Raw genomic sequence first — 19,808 nt, forward strand, 5'->3', positions numbered from 1 at the left:
CCTCCAACCGGGTCGGCCAAGGCTCTCCATCACCCAGTCATGGCAGTCGTCGGCTCCGGCGCCCCCGCCACCGAGGCGGGCACCAGCCCCGCGTCCGGCTCACGCGGCGCGTCGCGGTGACCGCCGGTGTGGTGGGGGCGGGGCCGGCGGCGGCGCTGATCGCCCCCCACTCACCCGTGCCACGACCGCCACAGCGCCGCATAGGCCCCGTCCGCCTCGACGAGTTCCTCATGGCTGCCCAGTTCGCTGATCCGGCCGTTTTCCACGACGGCGATGACGTCCGCGTCGTGAGCGGTGTGGAGGCGGTGGGCGATGGCGACGACCGTGCGGCCGTCGAGGACGCGGGCCAGGGAGCGCTCCAGGTGACGGGCGGCGCGCGGGTCGAGGAGGGACGTCGCCTCGTCCAGGACCAGGGTGTGCGGGTCGGCCAGCACCAGGCGGGCGAGGGCGATCTGCTGGGCCTGGGCCGGAGTGAGCGCGAAGCCGCCCGAGCCGACCTCGGTGTCGAGGCCGTCGTCGAGGGCACGTGCCCACGCGTCGGCGTCCACCGCGCCCAGTGCCGCCCACAGCTCGGCGTCGGTCGCGTCCGTGCGGGCCAGGAGCAGGTTGTCGCGCAGGGAGCCCACGAATACGTGGTGCTCCTGGTTGACCAGGGCCACATGGGAGCGGACCCGCTCGGCGGTCATCCGGGACAGTTCGGCCCCGCCGAGGGTGATCCGGCCGTCCCGGGGTGCGTAGATGCCGGCGAGCAGCCGGCCCAGCGTGGACTTGCCGGCGCCCGAGGGGCCGACCAGGGCCAGCCGGGTGCCGGGCGCGACCTCCAGGGAGACCTTGCGCAGCACGTCCACGCCCTCCAGGTAGCCGAAGTGCACCCGGTCGGCGTGCACGTCTCGGCCGTCGGGCGCGAGTTCGGTGTCCCCGGCGTCCGGCTCGATGTCCCGGACGCCGACCAGGCGGGCCAGCGACACCTGGGCCACCTGGAGCTCGTCGTACCAACGCAGGATCAGTCCCACCGGATCGACCAGCATCTGCGCGATCAGCGCACCGGTCGTCAGCTGACCGACCCCGATCCAGCCCTGAAGGACGAAGACACCGCCGATCATCAGGACGGACGCGAGGACGGTCACATGGGTGACGTTGACGATGGGGAAGAGCACCGACCGCAGCCAGAGGGTGTACCGCTCCCACGCGGTCCACTGCTTGACCCGCAGCTCCGAGAGTTCGACCCGGCGCCCGCCCAGGCGGTGAGCCTCGACGGTGTGCCCGGCGTCCACCGTCTCGGCGAGTGCGGCGGCCACGGCGGCGTACCCGGCGGCCTCCGAGCGGTAGGCGGCCGGTGCCCGCTTGAAGTACCAGCGACAGCCGATCACCAGCAGCGGCACGGCGAGCAGCACGGCGGCCGCGAGCGGCGGCGCGGTCACGATCAGCCCGCCGAGCAGCAGGGCCGCCCACACCACGCCGATCGCCAGCTGGGGCACCGCCTCGCGCATTGCGTTGGCCAGCCGGTCGATGTCCGTCGTGATCCGGGAGAGCAGGTCGCCCGTCCCGGCGCGTTCCAGGACACCGGGCGGCAGCCCGACCGACCGGACGAGGAAGTCCTCGCGCAGATCGGCCAGCATCCGCTCGCCGAGCATCGCCCCGCGCAGCCGTACCTGCCGTACGAACACGGCCTGGATGACGAGCGCGACCGCGAACAGCCCGAGGGTGAGCTCCAGATGGAGTTCGCGCTCGGGGACTGGGTCCGACACCCGTTCCACCAGTGCGCCCAGCAGCCAGGGCCCCGCCATCGAGGCCACCACGGCGACCGTGTTGACGGCGATGAGGAGCAGGAGGGCGCGGCGGTGCCGTCGGAACAGCTCCGCCACATAGGCGCGTACGGTCGCGGGAGCGCCGACCGGCAGGGTGTTCGCCGTCGTCGGGGCCGCCGGGTCGTACTCCGGTGGCGCAACGCCGATCATGCCGACTCCTCGATCTCTTCCAGTTCCTTCAGTACGTCGTCGAGCGCGGACCCCTTGGGCGGTCCGTCCTTGTGGGCGGTCTTCTCACCCGGAGCCTTGCGTAGAGACTCACCGAGAGCCTCGCTGCGGGCCGCCTCCTCCTCGGTCTCCCGGGTCACCACGGCCCGGTACCGGGGTTCGGCGTGCACCAGCTCGCGGTGCACGCCGACCGCCGCGACCTCGCCCTCGTGGACGAGGACGACCCGGTCGGCGAGGTCCAGGAGCAGGGGAGACGAGGTGAACACCACCGTCGTGCGCCCGGCCCGCAGGTTCCGCATGCCCTGCGCGATCCGTGCCTCCGTGTGCGAGTCGACGGCCGAGGTCGGCTCGTCCAGGACGAGCACACCCGGGTCCGTGATCAGCGACCGGGCGAGTGCCAGGCGCTGGCGCTGGCCCCCGGACAGGGACCGGCCGCGCTCGGTGATCCGCGCGTCCATCGGGTCCTCGGCGTCGAGCGACCCCTGGCCCAGTGCGGCCAGGACGTCCTCGCACTGTGCGGCCGACAGCGCCTCCTCGGCGCCGATGTCGCCCGACCTGGGCACGTCGAGCAGTTCGCGCAGCGTGCCGGAGAGCAGCACCGGATCCTTGTCCTGCACGAGGACGGCCGTACGGGCGCGGTCGAGCGGCAGCTCGTCGAGCGGGACGCCGCCCAGCAGTACCGAGGTGCCCTCCTCGGAGGGGTGTCCGCCCAGCCGTTCGGCCAGCCGCCCCGCCGCGTCCGGGTCGCCGCACACCACAGCGGTGAGCCGGCCCGCGGGCGCGAGGAGCCCGGTGGCCGGGTCGTACAGGTCGCCGGTCGGTACCTGCGCCCCGTCGCGGGATCCGCCGGTGTCGGTGGCCCGCTCCAGCGACAGCACGCGGGCGGCGCGCCGGGCCGAGGGCCGCGAGAAGGAGTAGGCCATGGCGATCTCTTCGAAGTGCCGCAGCGGATAGGTGAGGATCATGATCGAGCTGTAGACGGCGACCAGTTCACCGATGCTCACCCGGCCGTCGCGGGCCAGGTGGACGCCGTACCAGACCACCGCGATCAGCAGCAGACCCGGCATCAGCACCTGGATCGCCGAGATCAGGGACCACATCCGGGCGCTGCGCACGGCCGCGTGGCGTACCTCCTGGGAGGCGCGGCGGTAGCGGTCGAGGAAGAGTTCCTCGCCGCCGATGCCGCGCAGGACGCGCAGGCCGGCGACGGTGTCGGAGGCCAGCTCCGTGGCGCGGCCGGCCTTCTCGCGCTGGAGGTCGGCCCGCCGGGTCGCGCGGGGCAGCAGCGGCAGCACGGCGAAGGCGAGCACGGGCAGGCCCACGGCGACGACCGTCCCGAGAGCGGGCTGGTAGAAGACGAGGCCGACGCAGACCACCACGATGGTGACGGCCGCCGCTGTGAACCGTGACCAGGCCTCGACGAACCAACCGATCTTCTCGACGTCACCCGTGGAGACGGCAACCACCTCACCGGCCGCGACGCGCCGGGTCAGAGCCGAGCCCAACTGCGCGGTCTTGCGGGCCAGCACCTGCTGGACGCGGGCGGCGGCCGTGATCCAGTTGGTGACGGCGGTGCGGTGGAGGAAAGTCTCGCCGATCGCGTTGCCGGCGCAGCACAGGGCCAGGAGCCCGCCCGCGAGGGCGAGTCGCGTGCCCGAACGGTCGATGACGGCCTGCACGGCGACGCCGACACAGAACGGGAGCGCGGAGACGGACAGGAAGTGCAGGAGTCCCCAGGCCAGGGCCTTGAACTGGCCGCCCAGTTGGTTCCTGAAGAGCCACCACAGGAATCGGGGACCCGAGCGTGCGTCCGGCACGCCTGGGTCGGGGTACGGAAGGTCTTGAATCTGCATGACGTCCCAGTGGCTCGTGTCAGTGGGGGGAGGGATGGGGGTCGGTTGACGGACGCCTGCGCGGAACGGGCAGCGCACGGCGGCAGCAAACCGTGACAGGTTCGCGTCGCAGCGTGGCAGGACGCAAACGGTTTTCCATGAGGCCGCTCAGTTCCGGCCCCCGCGCCGAACGCGGTGCGACCATGGACCGATGCGGAGCGGCGGAACATGGCGCGCGACGGTCGCGACGGCGGCCCTCGGATCCCTGCTGGCGATCGCGACCCTGACCGCGTGCGACGGCGCACGGGACGGAGCGCGCGACGGCGCCGGTGCGGAGGCCGGCAAGTCCGCGCCCAAGCGCTCGGCCGCCGCCGATCCGACGCGCATCCCGGGCGTGGGCGACCGCTGGCAGCGACGCATCCCCGCCGACTCGCGCCAGGTCCTGGCGGTCTACGGCGAGGCCAAGGACTCCCCGGACGCCACCGCCGTGCTCTACACGAAGCACGGCACCACCTGGGAGCGCGTCCGCTCCTGGCCCGCGCACAACGGCAAGAGGGGCTGGACCACCGACCACCACGAGGGCGACAACCGCAGTCCCGTCGGCGTGTTCACGCTCAGCGACGCGGGCGGCGTACTGAAGAACCCCGGGGCCGGACTGCCGTACACGCGGTCGGCCGCCCTCGCGGCGCCGCGCTGGTGGGCGAAGTCGTACTGGCACGACTTCGATTACGTCATCGCCATCGACTACAACCGCGTCAAGGGCACGCCGCCCAACGACCCCACCCGCCCCGAGGGATACGACAAGGGCGGGAGCATCTGGCTGCACATGGACCACGGCAGCGGTACGTCGGCCTGCGTGAGTCTGTCCGAATCGGCGATGGAGCATCTGCTGCGCACGCTCGATCCGGACCGGCACCCGGTGGTGGTGATGGGGGACAGGGCCGACCTGAAAGCCTCACGCTGACGCGGAAGGCCGCATTGCGTCGGATGCACGACTCCCCGTAGAACACCGCCCATGAAGAGACGGATAGTCATGTCCATGCTTGCAGGGGCCACCCTCCTGGCGAGCACCCTCCTCGGAGCGGGCCCGGCCCCCGCGGCCCAACTCGCCGACATCCCCGCAGAGTTCGGCACCGACTGGCACGACCCCATCACCGCCGCCCCGCCCGTCACCAAGCCCGCCGGCACGTCCTGCCAGGTCACCGTCGCCGAGGCGCAGTTCCGCGACTTCACGCCGTTCAAGGGCACCTACACACCGCCCGACGGCTGCGGCGATCGCTGGCGCAAGGTCGTGCTGCGGATGGACGGCAAGGTCAAGGGCCGTCAGTACGACCGACTCGGCCATCTGCAGATCGGCGGGGTCGAAATCTTCCGCACGTCGACCCCGGAGCCGTCGCCCGACGGCATCGAGTGGTCCGTGGAGAAGGACGTCACGCGCTACAGCGACACCCTCCGCCGCGGCCAGGACGTCGAGATGCTCATCGGGAACGTCGTCGACGACACCTACACCGGAGTCATCGACGTCAAGGTCACGTTGACGTTCTACACCGGCCGCCCGGCGGCGACAGCCGACCGTCCCGCCGCCACCACGGACCGCCTCAACTCCTCGCCCGTGCCGCCGTCTCCGCCGACGTCGTCTCCGTCTTCGTCTCCGGCTCATGCCGCCACCCCCGACCGCGTCCTCACCCTCCACGACGGCACGCTCACCACCCCGCGCAACAGCGAACGCATGGTCGCCGAGGTGTACGCCACCGGCTCCGGCGGAGGCTGCGAGGAGTTCTGGTACCTGTCGGCGCCCGACCCGGCGCCCTACTCCTGCAAGGCGGCCGGCGGACCCTACCGCGAGGTGCAGATCAAGGTCGACGGCCAACTCGCCGGAATCGCCGCGCCGTTCCCGCACGTCTGGACCGGCGGCTGGTCCAACCCCTTCCTCTGGTACGTCACTCCGGGGCCGCGCGCCTTCGACGTCAAGCCGATCGAATACGACCTGACGCCCTTCGCCGGGCTCCTCAACGACGGCCGCCCGCATCGCGTCGACGTCTCCGTCGTCGGCGTCCCCGAGGGGCAGAGCGGCTGGAGCGCACCCGTGAACGTCCTCGTCTGGCAGGACGCGAAGCGCGCGCACGTCACCGGGACGCTCACCACGCACCAGGCCGGCGACCTCGCCAACTCCTCGACCTACAAGCCCGGTTCGGAGCACCGGGTGGACACCGAGGGCGGTCACGAGCTGACCGTCGCCGGGTACGTCGACACCTCGCACGGCCGGGTGACGACCACCGTGCGCCGCTCGCTCACCAACGGATCCGTGCACCGCTGGACCGACGGCGAGAACCTGGACGCCCTCGACGCGACCTGGACGGACGACCAGTCGGTCACCGTCGACGGACGCGGACCCGCCCGCACGACCCGCACCCAGCGGACGTACACGATGGACGGCTCGATCACGATCGGCGCGGGCGACCGACTGCGCACCGTGCTGACGCTCGGTGATCGTGTTGCCCTGGTGACGACCCAGGACGGGCGACGGACCGCGTGGTCGCGGCTCGACGACACCGTGGAGGGCGACGCCTCATGGACGCTGAACGTGCCGCGTGACCAGCGCCGCGCGGTCGGTACGACGAGCGAGCGCTACCGGTCGTACGGCTCAAGCGGTTGCTATGACCGTGCCCTGACCAGCGTTCAGGGAGTGCTCACCGAGGATCGAAGCCGCTGCTGAGGCGCGTTGTGTGCGACGCGTCACGCGGGGCGTGATTTACACGGAAGCAACACGGCGGTCTTGTGCGGGATCAACGTCACCCGCAGAGTGTTCGGACGGAATGCGCTTTCCGTATGGCAGAAGTCCCGGCTGTCCCAGGGGACTTCTGTGTGCCGTCGTCCCCAAGGAGTGCCCGTGCCGCCGTCCGTACCGTCCCTGCCGCGACGCGTCGCACGCATGCTGCGTACCTCTCTCTTCGCGCAGGTCGCCTGCGCGCTCGTGCTCGGAATCGTCGTCGGGAAGCTGTGGCCCGGGTTCGCCTCGGATCTGCAGCCTCTCGGCGACGGTTTCATCCGGCTCATCAAGACGATCATCTCGCCGCTCGTGTTCTGTGTGGTCGTCGTCGGCATCGCCAAGGCCGGTGATCTGAAGGCGTTCGGGCGCATCGGGCTGAAGGCCCTGATCTGGTTCGAGGTCGCCAGCACGCTCGCGCTGGTCATCGGCCTCCTCGCCGCCAACGTGGTCCAGCCCGGGGCCGGGATGCACGTCGACCCCTCCACGCTCGACGCCTCGGCCGTCGACGCGAAGACGGGGGGCGGACATCTGCCCTCGACGACCGAGTTCGCGCTGGAGGCGATCCCGACCTCCTTCATCGGTGCCTTCGCGGAGAACTCCCTGCTCCAAGTGCTCGTCCTGGCCTGCCTGGTGGGTGCGGCGCTGCTGCACCTCGGCCACACCAAGGTGCCGCAGGTCCTGCCCGCCATCGAGCAGGCCCAGGAGATCATCTTCGCGATCGTCGGCTTCGTGATGCGGCTGGCCCCGATCGCGGTGTTCGGCGCGATGGCCGTCCTGATCGGCAACTACGGACTCGGCGTGATCGAGACGTACGGCAAGCTGATCGTCCTGTGCTACCTGGCCGCCGCGCTGTTCATCGCGCTCCTCGCGCTCGCCCTGAAGGCGGTCACCGGGCTCAGCCTGTGGAAGTTCCTGCGCTACATCCGTGAGGAGATGCTGCTCGCGCTCGGCACCGCGTCCACCGAGTCGGTCCTGCCGCGGGTGATGCAGAAGCTGCGCAAGGCGGGGGCGCGTGACGACGCGGTGGGCCTGGTGCTGCCGACGGGCTACTCCTTCAACCTCGACGGCGCCTCGCTCTACCTGTCCATCGGCACGCTGTTCATCGCCCAGGCCGTGGGGGTGGACCTGAGCCTCGGTCAGCAGATCACCGTGGTCCTGGTGCTGATGCTGACCAGCAAGGGCATGGCGGGCATCCCCGGCTCGGCGTTCCTCGCCCTGTCCGCGACCGCGTCCTCGCTGGGCGCGATCCCGGCCGGCGCCGTCGCCCTGCTGCTCGGCGTGGACCGCATCATGGACTCGATGCGCGTCGTCACCAACCTGCTCGGCAACTGCGTCGCGGTCTTCGCGGTCGCCCGCTGGGAGGGCGCGCTGGACAGGGAACGGGCGAAGAAGGTCCTGGACGGGGAGATCGTGGTCGACCTGGAGGACGACGAGCCGGTCGGGAGCGAGGGTGGCAAGCCGGTCGGCGGCGAGGACGGGCAGCCGGTCGGAAGTGAGGACGAGCAGCCGGTCGGGGGTCAGGGCGGGCAGCCGGAGAAAGCGCAGCTCAAGAAGAAATCGGCCGCCGAAGCCGGCTGACGTCCGGCACAACCAGGGCCGCGGCCACCCCTCCAGCAACACGGAGCGGTGGCCGCGGCCCTTCGCGCTCGCTCAGCACCCCCGCGCACCGCCCCCGTCGATCAACGTGTCCAGCAGCTCCCCCAGCACCGACCGCTGTTCATCCGTCAGCGGCGCCAGGATCTCCTCGGCGGCCGACCGTCGCGCCCCGTGCAGCTCCCGCAAGGACTTGCGCCCGTCCTCGGTGAGCTCGATCCGGATCACCCGCCGGTTCGTCGGATCCGGCACCCGCCGTACCTTCCCGCTCGCCTCAAGACCGTCGACCAGCGTCGTCACCGCACGCGGGACCACCTCCAGGCGCTCGGCGAGGTCGGCCATCCGCGGCGGCGAGTCGTAGTGCGCGAGCGTGCGCAGCAGGCGGGACTGGGCCGGTGTGACGCCCAGGCCGCAGTCATGGAGGTGCCGTTTCTGGATCCGGTGCACCCGGCGGGTGAAGCGCAGCAGCTGCTCGGCGAGCGGGCCGTCGGGATCGGAGGTGGTCATGCGGGAACAATATCAGGACCATGTTCATTGTGAGCATAGGTAACAATGAGCTAAGCTCCGTCAGCGGCCCCGGGGGCCGTCTGCCCGCATCGCCACACCTCCGTAGGAGCCCATGCACCCCGACAGCGAACCCACCCTGACGCCACCCGCCGCGAAGAACGCGCAGCAGGAACAGCCCCGGCAGGTGCGCCGCATCCTGAAACTCTTCCGTCCCTACCACGGCCGCCTCGCCGTGGTCGGCCTCCTGGTCGGCGCCTCGTCACTGGTCGGCGTCGCCACGCCCTTCCTGCTCAAGGCGATCCTCGACGTCGCGATCCCCGAGGGGCGCACCGGCCTGCTCGGCCTGCTCGCGCTCGGCATGATCCTCAGCGCCGTCCTGAGCAGCGTGTTCGGCGTGCTGCAGACCCTGATCTCCACCACCGTCGGCCAGCGCGTCATGCACGACCTGCGCACCGCGGTCTACGGCCGCCTCCAGCGCATGTCGCTCGCCTTCTTCACCCGCACCCGCACCGGCGAGGTCCAGTCCCGCATCGCCAACGACATCGGCGGCATGCAGGCCACCGTCACCTCCACCGCGACGTCCCTGGTCTCCAACGTGACCAGCGTGGTCGCCACGATCGTCGCGATGATCGCCCTCGACTGGCGGCTGACCGTCGTCTCGCTGCTCCTGCTGCCGGTCTTCGTCTGGATCAGTCGCCGCGTCGGCAACGAACGCAAGAAGATCACCACCGAGCGCCAGAAGCAGATGGCCGCGATGGCCGCCACCGTCACCGAGTCGCTCTCGGTCAGCGGCATCCTGCTCGGCCGGACGATGGGCCGCTCCGACTCGCTGACCAAGGCGTTCGCCGACGAGTCCGAGCAGCTCGTCGACCTCGAGGTGCGGTCGAACATGGCCGGCCGCTGGCGCATGGCCGTCATCGCCATGGTCATGGCCGCCATGCCCGCCTTCATCTACTGGACCGCCGGCGTGGTCCTCGTGGCCGGTGGCCCCCAGGTCTCGATCGGCACGATCGTCGCGTTCGTCTCGCTCCAGCAGGGCCTGTTCCGCCCGGCGGTCAGCCTGCTGTCCACCGGCGTCCAGATCCAGGCCTCGCTCGCGCTCTTCCAGCGCATCTTCGAGTACCTCGACCTGCCCATCGACATCACCGAGCGGGACAACCCCGTCCGCCTGGACCGGGTCAAGGGCGAGGTCCGCTTCGAGAACGTCGAGTTCCGCTACGACGGCAAGAGCGGCCCGATCCTCGACGGCATCGACGTCACCGTCCCGGCCGGCGGCAGCCTCGCGGTCGTCGGCCCGACCGGCGCCGGGAAGTCGACGCTCGGCCATCTCGTGCCGCGGCTGTACGACGTGACGGACGGCCGGGTCACCCTCGACGGGGTGGACGTGCGCGACCTCGACTTCGACACCCTCGCCCGCGCGGTCGGCGTCGTCTCGCAGGAGACGTACCTCTTCCACGCCTCGGTCGCCGACAACCTGCGCTTCGCCAAGCCGGACGCCACCGAGGACGAGCTGCACGCGGCGGCCAAGGCCGCCCAGATCCACGACCACATCGCGTCCCTGCCCGACGGCTACGACACCGTCGTCGGCGAGCGCGGCCACCGCTTCTCCGGCGGTGAGAAGCAGCGTCTGGCCATCGCCCGCACCATCCTGCGCGACCCGCCGGTCCTCATCCTCGACGAGGCGACAAGCGCCCTGGACASCCGCACCGAGCAGGCCGTCCAGGAGGCCATCGACGCCCTGTCCGCCAACCGCACCACGGTCACCATCGCGCACCGGCTGTCCACCATTCGGGGCGCCGACCAGATCGTGGTGCTCGACGCGGGGCACGTGGCCGAACGGGGCACGCACGAGGAGCTGTTGGAGCGGGAGGGGCGCTATGCGGCGCTGGTCCGCCGCGACGCCCAACTGGAGCCGACGGGGTGACGATATGCCGGGTTTGTGACCATGTGCGGGTTACCGTTCCCGCATGTACTTCAACACTCCGCCACGGAGCACGATTCGACTGACGCGCCGGGGGCGTATGGCTCTCATCGCCGCCGGCGCCGTCGTGGCAGGCACCGCCGTGGCGGTGCCGCTGCTGGTCATGGGCGAGGAGGAGGCCGCGCGGCCCACCTCGCTGGTGATCCCGGAGGGCTGGCGGGCGAGCCAGGTCTACGCCGCCGTCGACAAAGCCCTCGCCCTGCCGTCCGGTACCACGAAGAAGTCCCTCGGCAAGCTCGATCTCAAGCTGCCGAACGACGCCGACGGCAACCCGGAGGGCTACCTCTTCCCGGCGACGTATCCCCTCGAACGGAACGGGAAGAAGGCGACGTCGGATTCGCTGCTGTCGGCCATGGTCGACACCGCCAACAAGAAGTTCGGCGGCGCCCCGATCGCCGCCGGGGCGCAGCGCAACGCCATGAACGTCTATCAGGCGGTCACGATCGCGAGCATCGTCCAGGCGGAGGCCGCCACCAAGGCGGACATGGGCAAGGTGGCGCGGGTCATCTTCAACCGCCTCGAACGCGGCATGCCGCTCCAGATGGACTCCACCATCAACTACGCCCTCAAGCGCTCCACGCTCAGGACGACCGAGGCGGACACCCGGATCGAGAGCCCGTACAACTCGTACCAGCGCATGGGCCTGCCGCCCACGCCGATCGACAACCCGGGCGACGACGCGATGCGCGCCGCGATCGGTCCGTCCGCCGGTGACTGGCTGTACTTCGTCACGGTCAAGCCGGGCGACACCCGCTTCACGGCCGACTACACGGAACACCAGCGCAACGTCGCCGAGTTCAACGCCCACCGGAAGGCGAGCCCGAAGGCGACCGGGTGAGCCGACGGGACGTCACGCGGATCCTGGTCCGGCCGGCCGGCCGCCGCGTCACGCGGCCACCGGCTCCTCGGCCAGCAGCCGCCTGATGTCCCGTACGGCCGCGCGGCCGGCCCGGTTGGCGCCGATCGTGCTGGCGGACGGGCCGTAGCCGACCAGGTGGACGCGAGGGTCGGCGATCGCGCGCGTCCCTTCCACCCGGATGCCGCCGCCCGGCTCGCGCAGGCGCAGCGGGGCCAGATGATCGATGGCGGCGCGGAAGCCGGTCGCCCACAGGATGATGTCGGCGTCCACCCGCTGCCCGTCGTTCCACTCCACGCCGTCCGGGGTGATCCGGTCGAACATGGGGCGGCGGTCCAGGACACCGTCCGCCAGCCCCTGCCGGATGGCGTCGTTCAGCGGCAGCCCCGTGACGGAGACCACACTCTTCGGCGGCAGGCCCTGCCGGACCCGCTCCTCCACGAGCGCGACCGCCGCCCGGCCCACGTCCTCGGTGAAGGGGCCCTCGCGGAACACCGGCGGGCGCCGGGTGACCCAGGTGGTGGCCGCCGCGAACGGGGCGATCTCCAGCAGATGCTGGGTGCCGGAGGCGCCGCCGCCCACGGCCACGACCCGCTGACCCGCGAACTCTCGCGGCCCGGGATACTGCGCCGTGTGCAACTGCCGGCCCCGGAAGGTCTCCTGCCCGGGGTAGCGCGGCACGAACGGCCGGTCCCAGGTGCCGGTCGCGTTGATCAGGGCCCGCGTGGCCCAGGTCCCCGCCGAGCTCTCGACGAGCAGCCGTCCGTCCGGGCCCTTGCGCACAGCACGCACCTCGACGGGCCGCCGCACCCGCAGGTCGAAGGTCTGCTCGTAGGTGTCGAAGTACTCCGCGATGACCTCCGACGACGGCCGCCCGGGGTCGGCGTCGGTCAGCTCCATCCCGGGCAGCGAGTGCATCCCGTGCACCTTGCCGTACGTCAGCGACGGCCACCTGAACTGCCAGGCGCCGCCCGGACCCGGGGAGTGGTCGAGGACGACGAAGTCACGGCCCGGCTCGAAACCGGTGCGCCGCAGGTGGTAGGCGCTGGACAGGCCCGCCTGTCCAGCGCCTATGACGACTACGTCGACCGCCTCGACCGCCTCAGCGTTGTTCACGCTTCTACCAACCACCTCGGGGGCGCGGATCTTCCCCCGAGCCCGTCCCTGTCGGCGCCCCTCCCGCACCGAAAGGGACAGTCCGCCCGGTGACCCCTACGAGGTGCGGGCCCGCGTGGTCGACGGCGGCAGGTCGCCGTTGTACCGCGTGTCCACGAAGTCGCCGAAGTCCACCTTCTTCGGGATGAGCTTCAGCTCGGTGAAGGTGTCGGCGATCTCCTGCTCGGAGGCGATGAGCGGCTTGTCCACCGCGACCGAGACCCGGGTGGCGTTGGTGCGCTTCACCGAGGCCAGCGCGACGTCGTAGGGCAGCCCGGTGTCCTTCGCCCAGACCTCGGCCCACTCCTCCTGGTGGTCGTACACCCACGTCGTGGCCCGCCGCAGCCGCTCCAGGTAGTCCTTGATGGCGGCGGCCTTCTTCTTGTCCTCAAGTGCGGAGGGCGCCGCCACCTGGAAGGTCAGCCCGTTGGTGACCCCGTCGCCGGTCGTCAGGATCCGGCCCTGCTCGGACAGCAGCACCTGCGAGGTGTACGGGTCCCACACGGCCCACGCATCGACCTTGCCGGCGGTGAACGCGGCCAGCGCGTCCGCCGGTTGCAGATACTTGACCTCGACGTCGCCCAGGCTCAGCCCGGCCGCCTTGAGGGACGCGACGAGCTGGTAGTTGGCGGAGGAGCCCTGGGCCACGGCGATCGACCTGCCCTTGAGCTGCTCGGGCTCGGTCAGCTTCGAGTCGTTCGGGACGAGGATCGCATCGCCCTTGGACGTACCCTTGAACGCGGCCACCGCGGTGATCTTCGAGCCCGCGCCCGCCGCGAAGACCGGCGGTGTGTTGCCGACGCCGCCGATGTCGACGGCCCCCGCGTTGACGGCCTCCAGCAGCGGCGGACCGGAGGTGAAGGTGGACCACTTGATCTTGTAGTCGAGGTTCTTGAGCTCTCCGGCGGCGCGCAGGACGGCCTCCGAACCACCCTTCTGGTCACCGACATTGAGCGTGAAGGAGCCCTGGCCGTCGATCCCTGTCGAGGTCTCGGCTGCCGAGTTCCCGCCGCAGGCGGTGAGCAGGAGCGCGAAGGGGAGGAGAAGCGCGGCGGGGACGAGGCGTTGTCGCATGGTGGTTCCGTTCCGGGGGAGGGTGATCAGGCGGCTTCGGCGGCGGTGTCGACGCCGAGGCGCTCCAGGAGTCCGGCGCGCAGTGCGGCGAACCGGGGGGCGGCGATGTCACGCGGGCGATCGAGGTCGATGCGCTGTTCGTGCGCGATCACCCCGTCGTCCATCACGAGGACGCGGTCGGCGAGGAGTACGGCTTCCTCGACGTCGTGCGTGACGAGCAGGACCGCGCAGCCGCGCCGCTGCCACAACTCGCCCACCAGGCGCTGCGCCTTGATGCGGGTGAGTGCGTCGAGCGCGCCGAACGGCTCGTCGAGCAGCAGCAGATCGGGCTCGCGGGCCAACGCCCGTGCGAGGGAGACGCGTTGGGCCTCGCCGCCGGAGAGGGTCTTGGGCCAGGCGTCCCTACGGTGGTCCAGGCCGACCTCCTTGAGCGCCTGCTCGGCGACCGCGCGTCCTGGCTTGCCGGGCAGGCCGAGCAGCACATTGCGCCACACCTTCTTCCACGGCATCAGCCGCGGCGCCTGGAAGGCGACGGCCTTGCGGCGCGGCACCAGGACGGTGCCCTCGATGTCGCGGTCGAGACCGGCGAGGATGCGCAGCAGGGTGGACTTGCCGCAGCCGCTGCGGCCGAGCAGGGCGACGAACTCGCCTGGACGCACGTCGAGTTGGAGCCGGTCGATGACGGCCCGCCCGTCGAAGGAGCGGGTGAGCCCGGCCACGTGCACGGCCTGCGTGCCCGCAGCGGGCTGGTCGGCCTGCGTGGCCTCGGGGATCACCGGCCGGTGAACGTCGGTCGCCATTGCAGCAGCAGCCTTTCGAGGGAGCGGACGATGAAGTCGGCGAGCAGGCCGAGGAAGGCGTAGACGATCAGGCAGACCACGATCACGTCGGTCCGCAGGAAGTCGCGCGCCTGCACCATCAGGAACCCGATGCCGGAGTCGGCGTTGACCTGCTCGGCGAAGACGAGGGCCAGCCAGGCGATGCCGAGTGAGTAGCGCAGGCCGGTCAGGGCGCCCGGCAGCGCGCCGGGCAGTACGACGTGCCGCACGAGCCCCCACCGGGACAGCCCGAGGGACTCCCCGGCCTCGATCAACTGGGCGTCCACGCCACGGATGCCGGCGTAGACGTTGAGGTAGAGCGGGAACGTCACGCCGAGCGTGATGATGGCGGTCTTGGGTGCCTCGCCGATCCCGAACCAGATGATGAACAGCGGGATCAGCCCGACGAAGGGCACGGTCCGCAGCATCTGCACGGGCGCGTCCACGATGTCCTCGCCGATCCGGAACAGGCCCGAGACCAGGGCGAGTCCGGTCCCGACGAGAGTGCCGAGCGCCAGCCCGGCGGCGACGCGCTGAAGGGACGTCCCCATGGCCGAGGCAAGCGAGCCGTCGGCGATCATGTCGCCCGCGACCTGGGCGATACGGCCGGGCGAGGCGAGGACGTCGGAGGTCAACACGCCGGTGGCGCTCAGCAGTTGCCACAGGATCAGCAGCAGGACGGGGCCGGTGGTGCGGCGCAGCCAGCGGGGGACGCGGGTTCGGCGGGAGGAGGTGGGGACGATGGGTTCGAGGTCGGGCGAGGCGACCTTCGGGCTGTCGCTGCCGGGTATTTCGGAAATATCCGGCTCAAGAGAGCCGGGTGGGGCATGGCTGATGCTCATGAGTGCTCCACGGGGGAGAGCGGCCGGTGAGGAGATGTGCGCGAGCGCCGCCGCGCCGGATGCCGGTCAGGGCATCAGACGCGGGGGCGCAAGGAAGCGGGGGAGAGCTCGGGAGAACTCGGGAGAGTGAGAGAGAAGGGCGTCAGCGGCCGCGGCGACACGCGGCGGAGGCCACCCGCAGCAGGTCGATGTGACCGCGCGTGGTGAGCAGGGCTGAACGCAACATGCCGCAGAAAGTAGCCAGATGGCGCGGCGGTGGTCAATGGCGTCTCGCGAAGTGGACCCTGCGTATCACGGCTCGACGCTCACGCGGCGGTCTCCTCGCCCGCGAACCCCGTCGTATCGGCGAGGATGGAGGGCATGTCAGACGCCTTCACCACCCGACTTCTGAACGTCACCTCCGGCTCCTCGGAGAGGGTCGTGGATCTCACCCGCGACTGTGAGGCCTTCCTGCGGGAGGCGGCGGCGGGCCGCGACGGTCTGCTGAACGTCTTCGTGCCGCACGCGACGGCCGGTGTCGCGATCATCGAGACGGGCGCCGGCAGCGACGACGACCTCCTGGCCACCCTGCACACCCTCCTGCCCGCCGACGACCGCTGGCAGCACCGCCACGGCAGCCCCGGCCACGGCCGCGACCACGTCCTCCCGGCGATCGTCCCGCCCCACGCGACACTGCCGGTGGTCGCCGGGCGCCTTGAGCTCGGGACCTGGCAGTCGGTGTGTCTCGTGGACACCAACCGGGACAACCCCGACCGGCAGGTGCGGTTGAGCTTCCTGGGGTGAAGCCACGGCCCGGCGTGGCGGCCGGCCTGTCCCCGGCCACGATGAGCGGTGACGGACGTCGACGTCACCGCGGTGCCGCTGGACCTCTGGCAGCGGACGATCGGCATCACGCTGACGCTTCAACTGACGGACGGGCAGGGTGACTTGAGGCCGACCAGGGTTCTCCGGTGACATCGGTGGGGCACGGCCCGGCCGTCACGGCCGTACGCGGCCTCCCGCCGCGCACTGCCGCACCAGCTGCGCACCCTCGACCGGCCGCTCGGCCGGCGCGGTTCGGTCGGGTGCGGCGGGCGCGCCGTGTCCTTGGAGGCGGGACAGTTCGCTCGCGCAGCGCTGAAGAGCCACCTCCAGGACCTCCGGCATGTTCAGGGTGCCGGTGCCGTCCGGCGGGACGAGCCAGCGCAGCGCACCCCAGCGGCAGTGCGGGGCGGGCGCGGCGATCCACGTCCGCGCACCGAGCAGGCGCACCCCGGTGCCGATCCACACCGTCTGCGGCTCCGGGGGCAGCAGGAAGCCCACGTGACGGCGCCGGGCGTCCAGCAGGCAGGGGCCCGGGTCCAGCAGCGGCAGCTCGTCCAGGAGGTCGGCGACCCGCAGTCCCAGCTGCTCCGGCACGATCAGCACGTCCCAGAACCGCCCGGCCTCCAGCAGCGCCACCCCCGTGCTGCCGTTCTGCCACTCCTCCTTGCAGGCGCCCGGGTCCTCCGAGGCCGCGGCCAGCCACTCCATCGACCTCGTCCACTCCGTGAGTGCCATAAAGAGCCTCCCTGTGGTGCGCTGACGCCCGGTTGATGCCTTAGTGCACCGGGTGGCAGGTGCTGCGGCCATACGGCGGGAGCTCAATTCCCCGTATGGGGTGAGCGCCCGCGCGTCAAACAGGCAGGTAGCAGGGCGTGCGCCCCCTCACTGACGGAGTACGCCGGAGCTGGTGGAGAGCGCCCGCAGCGCCCGGCGCCGCCCGTGCCCGCGGGTCACCACCCGTACGCTGTCCGTGCTCGCGCCCCACGCGGCGACCCCACCGGGTCGTGTCGGGGGCCGGGCAATCTGTGCGTTGCCTGTGAAGTTTTGTCACCGTTTTAGGGTGTTTGGTGTGGTGCGCTGGTTCCAGTCGTTTCCTAGACCGCCGCGGGTGGGGCGCGTCGCTCCCGGCGGTGTGCCCGAGCAGGACCTCGTCGTGCCGTCCCGGCTCGCCGTGCTGCGTACCGCACTGGCCAGGATCGGCACCACGCTGGACGAGGTCCTCACCTGCGCGGAGCTGACCCGCGAGGCGGTCCGGCAGGTCGGCGGAGCAGCGGCGGTGCTGCGCGTCGGCGAGGCCGTGGCGCAGTACGAGGCCGTCAAGGGCGATGCCGCGCTGCTGCCCGGCGTCCCCTGGGCCATGGCCGCGGCGCGGGAGGCGATCGCGCCGGGAGAGGCCGCGTCCCCGATCCACTTCGCCGCGGTCGGCGGTGCCCGACCCGCGCTCTGCGTTCCCCTCACCACCGACGGCCACCCCTATGGCGGCCTGGTCTGTGCCCGCGGCCGCGATGCCTTCACCGCGGCGGAGGCAGAACTCCTCGGCCTCCTCGCCGAACGAGCCGCCTCCCACATCCGGCACGCCCGCGAGCACGAGCGGGTCAGCGGCATCGTCGGCGACCTCCAGCGCGCCCTGCTCGCCGAGCCGGGCCGTCCGCACCCGAACCTGGACGTCGCCATCCGCTACATGCCCGTCGGGCCGAGCGCCCTGGTCGGGGGCGACTGGTGCGAGACCGTCCGGCTGCACTTCGGACGGACGCTGCTCGTCGTCGGCGACGTCATGGGGCACGGCCTGGAGGCGGCCGTGGACATGACCGCGTACCGCTCCTCGCTGCGCTACATCGCCTCCGCCGACCTCCCCCCGCACCGGGTGCTGCGCCAGCTCGACGACAGTGCGTCCACGGACCCGGACCGCAGGCCGGCCACCTGTCTGATCGCGCGCGTCGACCCCAACCGCGGCCAGGTCACCCTGGCCAGCGCCGGCCACCTGCCCCCGGCCGTGATCGACGGGCAGGGCCGCACCTCACTGCTGCCGGTGCCGGTCGGCCCGCCCCTGGGCACGGGCCTCGGCGGCTATGAGCCGGCCACCTACCGGCTGGACCCGTCCCAGACGCTGGTGCTGTTCACCGACGGCCTCGTCGAGCACCGGGGCGAGGACATCGACCACTCCCTGGACCGGCTGGCCGGCCTCGACTTCGGGGCCGCCAGGGGGGTCGAGCAGGTCATCGACACCGTCCTCGCCCGCCTCGACGCCAAGCGCGCGGAGGACGACGTCGCCGTACTCGCCGCGCAGCTGCACGAGCGCGTCCTGCGCGGCGACGGTGAGGGTCCCTGAGAGGGCTCGCCGGCGGCATCACCAGTCGTCGCGGTCGTGCGCACCCGAGACGTAGGGGTCGTGCCGTCGTGCCGGCGACTTGGCCGGCCGCGCCGCTGGTGGCAGGCTCGCCTCCCGCAGTGCGTCGCACCACGGGCAGTCGACGGTGTCCTCGCTGTCGTTCCCGTCCCATCGGGTTGCTCCTGTCTCGGTCGAGGGCGAGCGGGGTGCGTCGGGCACGCATGACTCCATCCGGGTTGTGTCCTCACTCGACTGGGTGGTGGTGGAGGCGTCCGGCGTACCACCGGCGCACGCCTCGGCGTTGCTCCGGCATGGACAGCACTGATTCGGCGCGGCGCGTCCTCGGCGGCGATGGCGCACCCGTGTCGTACGTCGTACCGGTCACCGGCGTCCGAAGCCAGCCGTCGATCTACGCGGCCCTGGTTGCGGAGTGGCGTGCCAAAGGGCGCACCGTGCCGGGGCGCCGCGACACGTTGTGGGACCTTCTCGTGGCCGCCGACGACCAAGGGCGTGCCATCACCTCCTGGGCCGTCGGCCGGTGCGCCGGCCTGACCCCGGCCGTCGCCACCGAACCGGCGGACGAGCGGCGCGCCCACACGGAGGAGCGGCCAGCCCAAGAGGACGAGGGACTCGCCCAAGGGGACGAGCAGCCCACCCATGCGGCTGAGCGCGTCCCGGCGATCGTCGTCCCCCGGGGCCTTCCCGGGCCGCTGTTCGTGTGGGAGGGCAGTGGGAGCGGCGGCCGCGTCGGCGTGGCCGACCCGCTCACCGCCGACTGACTCCCGCCGGGACGGCGGGCGCGCCGCCGGCCTCGTGCAGCGCGAGCCGCACGACGTCGGGGTCGTACAGGGCGCCGGTCCCGTCGGGTGGCAGCAGCCACTCCATCCGCCAGCCGCTGGAGCGGTAGGGCGGCGGTACGGCGACCCACGATCCCCGGCGGGCATGGCGGACTCCCGGCCATGCCCATCCGGTGACCGGAGCGGGCGGAATGAAGAAGCCGACCCGGCGCGCCCCGCAGTTCATCAGAACCGGGCCGGACGCCGGCGGCTCCGTGCGTCTCAGGAGATCCAGGGTGCTCAGGCCGAGGCGCTCGGGGACGCTGAGTACGTCCCACACCCGGCCGGCCTCCAGCAGTACCGCGTCCGCGCCCTGGTCCCACAGCCGCTTGCACGACCGCGGATCCGTCGCGGCCGCCGCGAGCCACTCGACGGCCTGCTTGCCCATGGCGCGCTGCATGTCCCACTCCCCGAAATCTCGGCTCCACCCCCGTT

At 71.7% G+C, this 19,808-nt stretch carries 20 protein-coding genes; 9 read left to right on the plus strand and 11 right to left on the minus strand.

Annotated elements, in window-relative coordinates; all coding sequences use genetic code 11:
- Positions 1 to 170: 170 nt before the first annotated feature.
- Both EAO75_RS26370 and EAO75_RS26375 read right to left on the minus strand, forming a co-directional pair.
- Complete coding sequence (locus EAO75_RS26370; protein ID WP_147997499.1) at positions 171 to 1,958, minus strand: ABC transporter ATP-binding protein; 1,788 nt, start codon at positions 1,956 to 1,958, stop codon at positions 171 to 173.
- Entirely contained in the window at positions 1,955 to 3,829 is a 1,875-nt protein-coding gene (locus tag EAO75_RS26375; RefSeq protein ID WP_147997500.1) for an ABC transporter ATP-binding protein, read from the minus strand. The genes EAO75_RS26370 and EAO75_RS26375 overlap by 4 nt, the downstream gene beginning before the upstream one ends.
- Positions 3,830 to 4,019: 190 nt before the next feature.
- Here EAO75_RS26375 and EAO75_RS26380 point away from each other — a divergent pair, with 190 nt between their 5' ends.
- From EAO75_RS26380 to EAO75_RS26390, 3 genes are all read left to right on the plus strand, one after another.
- Entirely contained in the window at positions 4,020 to 4,772 is a 753-nt protein-coding gene (locus EAO75_RS26380) for a L,D-transpeptidase family protein (RefSeq protein ID WP_147997501.1), read from the plus strand.
- A 51-nt stretch (positions 4,773 to 4,823) separates the two neighbouring features.
- Positions 4,824 to 6,524: a peptide-N4-asparagine amidase gene (locus tag EAO75_RS26385; protein WP_147997502.1), complete on the plus strand. Its 1,701-nt coding sequence runs from the start codon at positions 4,824 to 4,826 to the stop codon at positions 6,522 to 6,524.
- A gap of 174 nt (positions 6,525 to 6,698) precedes the next feature.
- On the plus strand, positions 6,699 to 8,156 hold the full coding sequence (locus EAO75_RS26390; protein WP_147997503.1) for a cation:dicarboxylate symporter family transporter: 1,458 nt from the start codon (positions 6,699 to 6,701) through the stop codon (positions 8,154 to 8,156).
- A 72-nt stretch (positions 8,157 to 8,228) separates the two neighbouring features.
- Here the strand turns inward: EAO75_RS26390 and EAO75_RS26395 are convergent, their stop codons facing one another.
- Entirely contained in the window at positions 8,229 to 8,678 is a 450-nt protein-coding gene (locus tag EAO75_RS26395; protein ID WP_147997504.1) for a MarR family winged helix-turn-helix transcriptional regulator, read from the minus strand.
- Between the two features lie 112 nt (positions 8,679 to 8,790).
- On the opposite strand from EAO75_RS26395, the gene EAO75_RS26400 reads away from it, so the two are divergent.
- Positions 8,791 to 10,602: an ABC transporter ATP-binding protein gene (locus EAO75_RS26400; RefSeq protein ID WP_147997505.1), complete on the plus strand. Its 1,812-nt coding sequence runs from the start codon at positions 8,791 to 8,793 to the stop codon at positions 10,600 to 10,602.
- Positions 10,603 to 10,645: 43 nt separating this feature from the next.
- Positions 10,646 to 11,497 (plus strand): endolytic transglycosylase MltG, encoded by an 852-nt coding sequence (mltG, locus tag EAO75_RS26405; RefSeq protein WP_147997506.1) that lies wholly within the window; start codon positions 10,646 to 10,648, stop codon positions 11,495 to 11,497.
- A gap of 48 nt (positions 11,498 to 11,545) precedes the next feature.
- Here the strand turns inward: mltG and EAO75_RS26410 are convergent, their stop codons facing one another.
- From EAO75_RS26410 to EAO75_RS48665, 5 genes are all read right to left on the minus strand, one after another.
- Entirely contained in the window at positions 11,546 to 12,631 is a 1,086-nt protein-coding gene (locus tag EAO75_RS26410) for an NAD(P)-binding domain-containing protein (RefSeq protein WP_147997507.1), read from the minus strand.
- 96 nt (positions 12,632 to 12,727) lie between these two features.
- Positions 12,728 to 13,744: an ABC transporter substrate-binding protein gene (locus tag EAO75_RS26415; protein ID WP_147997508.1), complete on the minus strand. Its 1,017-nt coding sequence runs from the start codon at positions 13,742 to 13,744 to the stop codon at positions 12,728 to 12,730.
- A 26-nt stretch (positions 13,745 to 13,770) separates the two neighbouring features.
- Positions 13,771 to 14,544, minus strand: coding sequence for an ABC transporter ATP-binding protein (locus tag EAO75_RS26420; RefSeq protein ID WP_147997509.1), 774 nt, complete (start codon positions 14,542 to 14,544; stop codon positions 13,771 to 13,773).
- Entirely contained in the window at positions 14,517 to 15,404 is an 888-nt protein-coding gene (locus EAO75_RS26425) for an ABC transporter permease (protein ID WP_147997510.1), read from the minus strand. The genes EAO75_RS26420 and EAO75_RS26425 overlap by 28 nt, the downstream gene beginning before the upstream one ends.
- Positions 15,405 to 15,546: 142 nt before the next feature.
- Positions 15,547 to 15,630 carry a putative leader peptide gene (locus EAO75_RS48665; RefSeq protein WP_313884353.1) on the minus strand — a complete coding sequence of 28 codons (84 nt, stop codon included), beginning with the start codon at positions 15,628 to 15,630 and terminating at the stop codon, positions 15,547 to 15,549.
- A 134-nt stretch (positions 15,631 to 15,764) separates the two neighbouring features.
- Here EAO75_RS48665 and EAO75_RS26430 point away from each other — a divergent pair, with 134 nt between their 5' ends.
- Positions 15,765 to 16,187, plus strand: a complete 423-nt coding sequence (locus EAO75_RS26430) for a secondary thiamine-phosphate synthase enzyme YjbQ (RefSeq protein ID WP_147997511.1) — start codon at positions 15,765 to 15,767, stop codon at positions 16,185 to 16,187.
- 48 nt (positions 16,188 to 16,235) lie between these two features.
- On the plus strand, positions 16,236 to 16,358 hold the full coding sequence (locus tag EAO75_RS47620; RefSeq protein ID WP_261989410.1) for a hypothetical protein: 123 nt from the start codon (positions 16,236 to 16,238) through the stop codon (positions 16,356 to 16,358).
- A gap of 24 nt (positions 16,359 to 16,382) precedes the next feature.
- Here the strand turns inward: EAO75_RS47620 and EAO75_RS26435 are convergent, their stop codons facing one another.
- A complete protein-coding gene (locus EAO75_RS26435; RefSeq protein WP_261989411.1) occupies positions 16,383 to 16,943 on the minus strand; it encodes a hypothetical protein in 561 nt (186 codons plus the stop codon).
- Positions 16,944 to 17,316: 373 nt separating this feature from the next.
- Here EAO75_RS26435 and EAO75_RS26440 point away from each other — a divergent pair, with 373 nt between their 5' ends.
- Positions 17,317 to 18,537 (plus strand): PP2C family protein-serine/threonine phosphatase, encoded by a 1,221-nt coding sequence (locus tag EAO75_RS26440; protein ID WP_261989412.1) that lies wholly within the window; start codon positions 17,317 to 17,319, stop codon positions 18,535 to 18,537.
- Positions 18,538 to 18,555: 18 nt separating this feature from the next.
- Here the strand turns inward: EAO75_RS26440 and EAO75_RS26445 are convergent, their stop codons facing one another.
- Complete coding sequence (locus EAO75_RS26445; protein WP_147997512.1) at positions 18,556 to 18,756, minus strand: hypothetical protein; 201 nt, start codon at positions 18,754 to 18,756, stop codon at positions 18,556 to 18,558.
- A 92-nt stretch (positions 18,757 to 18,848) separates the two neighbouring features.
- On the opposite strand from EAO75_RS26445, the gene EAO75_RS26450 reads away from it, so the two are divergent.
- Entirely contained in the window at positions 18,849 to 19,316 is a 468-nt protein-coding gene (locus EAO75_RS26450) for a hypothetical protein (protein ID WP_147997513.1), read from the plus strand.
- Here EAO75_RS26450 and EAO75_RS26455 read toward each other — a convergent pair.
- A complete protein-coding gene (locus EAO75_RS26455; RefSeq protein WP_147997514.1) occupies positions 19,303 to 19,773 on the minus strand; it encodes a hypothetical protein in 471 nt (156 codons plus the stop codon). The genes EAO75_RS26450 and EAO75_RS26455 overlap by 14 nt on opposite strands.
- Positions 19,774 to 19,808 lie beyond the last annotated feature (35 nt).

The organism is Streptomyces sp. UW30 (assembly GCF_008042075.1).
Classification (GTDB): Bacteria; Actinomycetota; Actinomycetes; order Streptomycetales; family Streptomycetaceae; genus Streptomyces.

Coding starts and splice junctions, on each gene's coding strand:
- EAO75_RS26425 (WP_147997510.1), bottom strand. CDS start 15,404: ATGAGCATCAGCCATGCCCCACCCGGCTCTCTTGAGCCGGATATTTCC.
- EAO75_RS26375 (WP_147997500.1), bottom strand. CDS start 3,829: ATGCAGATTCAAGACCTTCCGTACCCCGACCCAGGCGTGCCGGACGCA.
- EAO75_RS26395 (WP_147997504.1), bottom strand. CDS start 8,678: ATGACCACCTCCGATCCCGACGGCCCGCTCGCCGAGCAGCTGCTGCGC.
- EAO75_RS26370 (WP_147997499.1), bottom strand. CDS start 1,958: ATGATCGGCGTTGCGCCACCGGAGTACGACCCGGCGGCCCCGACGACG.
- EAO75_RS26420 (WP_147997509.1), bottom strand. CDS start 14,544: ATGGCGACCGACGTTCACCGGCCGGTGATCCCCGAGGCCACGCAGGCC.
- EAO75_RS26380 (WP_147997501.1), top strand. CDS start 4,020: ATGCGGAGCGGCGGAACATGGCGCGCGACGGTCGCGACGGCGGCCCTC.
- EAO75_RS26430 (WP_147997511.1), top strand. CDS start 15,765: ATGTCAGACGCCTTCACCACCCGACTTCTGAACGTCACCTCCGGCTCC.
- EAO75_RS48665 (WP_313884353.1), bottom strand. CDS start 15,630: ATGTTGCGTTCAGCCCTGCTCACCACGCGCGGTCACATCGACCTGCTG.
- EAO75_RS26415 (WP_147997508.1), bottom strand. CDS start 13,744: ATGCGACAACGCCTCGTCCCCGCCGCGCTTCTCCTCCCCTTCGCGCTC.
- EAO75_RS26385 (WP_147997502.1), top strand. CDS start 4,824: ATGAAGAGACGGATAGTCATGTCCATGCTTGCAGGGGCCACCCTCCTG.
- EAO75_RS26455 (WP_147997514.1), bottom strand. CDS start 19,773: ATGCAGCGCGCCATGGGCAAGCAGGCCGTCGAGTGGCTCGCGGCGGCC.
- mltG (WP_147997506.1), top strand. CDS start 10,646: ATGTACTTCAACACTCCGCCACGGAGCACGATTCGACTGACGCGCCGG.
- EAO75_RS26450 (WP_147997513.1), top strand. CDS start 18,849: ATGGACAGCACTGATTCGGCGCGGCGCGTCCTCGGCGGCGATGGCGCA.
- EAO75_RS26435 (WP_261989411.1), bottom strand. CDS start 16,943: ATGGCACTCACGGAGTGGACGAGGTCGATGGAGTGGCTGGCCGCGGCC.